Genomic DNA, 1,955 nt, shown 5'->3' with positions numbered 1-1,955 from the left:
AGCAGCGCGCCGCTGGCGGCACTGGCCAGCCAGGGCGGGTCGGCCGCCACGCCCACCAGCGCAAGCATGCCGCAGGCATACAGCCCGGACAGCGTGCCCAGCGCCACGCCCGCCGCGTATTGCAAGGCCACCGGCAGGCGCTGCAGCACGGTCTTCAGGCTGCAGGCGGTGACCAGCCAGGCCAGCGTGGCGGGCAGGGCGCCGCCCGTCAGCAGCGACAGCCGGCCGAGCCATTCCAGGGGCGTGGCGGCGTTGAAGAGGGCGCCCACGCCCAGCACCGCCTCCACGAAAAGCACCGCGCGCAGGATCACCCCGACATGGCAGGCGTCGAACACCAGCACCCGCCGGCCCAGGGGCTGGCGGGGGTCTTCGGTCAGGGCCTGCGGCCGGGTCGATAAAATTTGCGTCTCTTGCATTGCGGCATCCGGGTGTTCCGGGTGTCTGAACCACCGGATTATTGCCCTCCATGTCCACCAGCCCCGCCTCCAGCCCAGCGTCCGCCCCCTCCCACAACCAGCTCGACACCAAGGCACAGGCCTGGTCGGCGCTGTTTTCCGAGCCCATGAGCGACCTGGTCAAGCGCTACACGTCGAGCGTGTTCTTCGACAAGCGCCTGTGGCAGGCCGACATCGCCGGCAGCCTCGCGCACGCCGACATGCTTGCCGCGCAGGGCATCATCTCGGCCGCCGACCACGCCTCCATCCAGCGCGGCATGGCGCAGATCAAGGAGGAGATCGAATCCGGCGCCTTCGAGTGGAAGCTCGACCTGGAAGACGTGCACCTGAACATCGAGGCGCGCCTCACGCAGCTGGTGGGCGACGCCGGCAAGCGGCTGCACACCGGCCGCAGCCGCAACGACCAGGTGGCCACCGACGTGCGCCTGTGGCTGCGCGGCGAGATCGACCTGATCGCCGACCTGCTCAAGGAACTGCAGGTGTCGCTGGTCGACGTGGCCGAGCAGAACGTGGAGGTGATCCTGCCCGGCTTCACCCACCTGCAGGTGGCGCAGCCGGTGAGCTTCGGCCACCACATGCTGGCCTACGTGGAGATGTTCGCGCGCGATGCCGATCGCATGCAGGACGTGCGCCGTCGCGTCAACGTGCTGCCCCTGGGCGCCGCCGCCCTGGCCGGCACGACCTACCCGCTGGACCGCGAGCGCGTGGCGAAAACCCTGGGCATGGACGGCGTGTGCCAGAACAGCCTGGACGCCGTGAGCGACCGCGACTTCGCCATCGAGTTCACCGCCGCCGCCAGCCTGTGCATGGTGCACGTGAGCCGCCTGTCGGAAGAACTCATCATCTGGATGAGCCAGAACTTCGGTTTCATCAAGATCGCCGACCGCTTCACCACGGGCTCGTCGATCATGCCGCAGAAGAAGAACCCCGACGTGCCCGAACTGGCGCGCGGCAAGACGGGCCGCGTGGTCGGCCACCTGATGGGTCTCATCACCCTGATGAAGGGCCAGCCCCTGGCCTATAACAAGGACAACCAGGAAGACAAGGAACCGCTGTTCGATACCGTGGACACGCTGAAGGACACGCTGCGCATCTTCGCCGAGATGGTCGGCGGCCAGCCGAACCCGGCCACGGGCAAGAAGGAAGGCGGCATCACCGTCAACGCGCCGGCCATGGAGCAGGCCGCGCTCAAGGGCTACGCCACCGCCACCGACCTGGCCGACTACCTCGTCAAGAAGGGCCTGCCGTTCCGCGATGCGCACGAGACCGTGGCCCATGCCGTGAAGGCCGCCGTGTCGCACAACGTGGACCTGTCGGAGCTGCCCCTGGCCGTGCTGCAGGGCTTTCACCCGCAGATCGAAAAGGACGTGTTCGACGCCCTCAGCCTGCGCGGCTCGCTCAACGCCCGCAACACGCTGGGCGGCACCGCGCCGGCCCAGGTGCGCGCCCAGCTGGCCCGCCACCGCGCCCGCCTGGCCTGATCGCTGTTCACCTCCCCCC

1 protein-coding gene and 1 pseudogene are annotated in these 1,955 nt (G+C 69.0%); one reads left to right on the top strand and one right to left on the bottom strand.

Annotated elements, in window-relative coordinates:
* Window positions 1-416, bottom strand: a pseudogene (locus tag AC27IO_RS23520) (sensor histidine kinase); the annotation flags it as partial.
* A 50-nt stretch (window positions 417-466) separates the two neighbouring features.
* Here AC27IO_RS23520 and argH point away from each other — a divergent pair.
* Window positions 467-1,936 carry an argininosuccinate lyase gene (gene argH / locus AC27IO_RS23515; protein WP_284395004.1) on the top strand — a complete coding sequence of 490 codons (1,470 nt, stop codon included), beginning with the start codon at window positions 467-469 and terminating at the stop codon, window positions 1,934-1,936.
* The last annotated feature ends 19 nt before the right edge of the window (window positions 1,937-1,955 follow it).

The sequence above is a fragment of the Acidovorax sp. KNOB132 genome (genome assembly GCF_057541515.1).
This window is presented reverse-complemented; position numbering and strand designations above follow the sequence as displayed.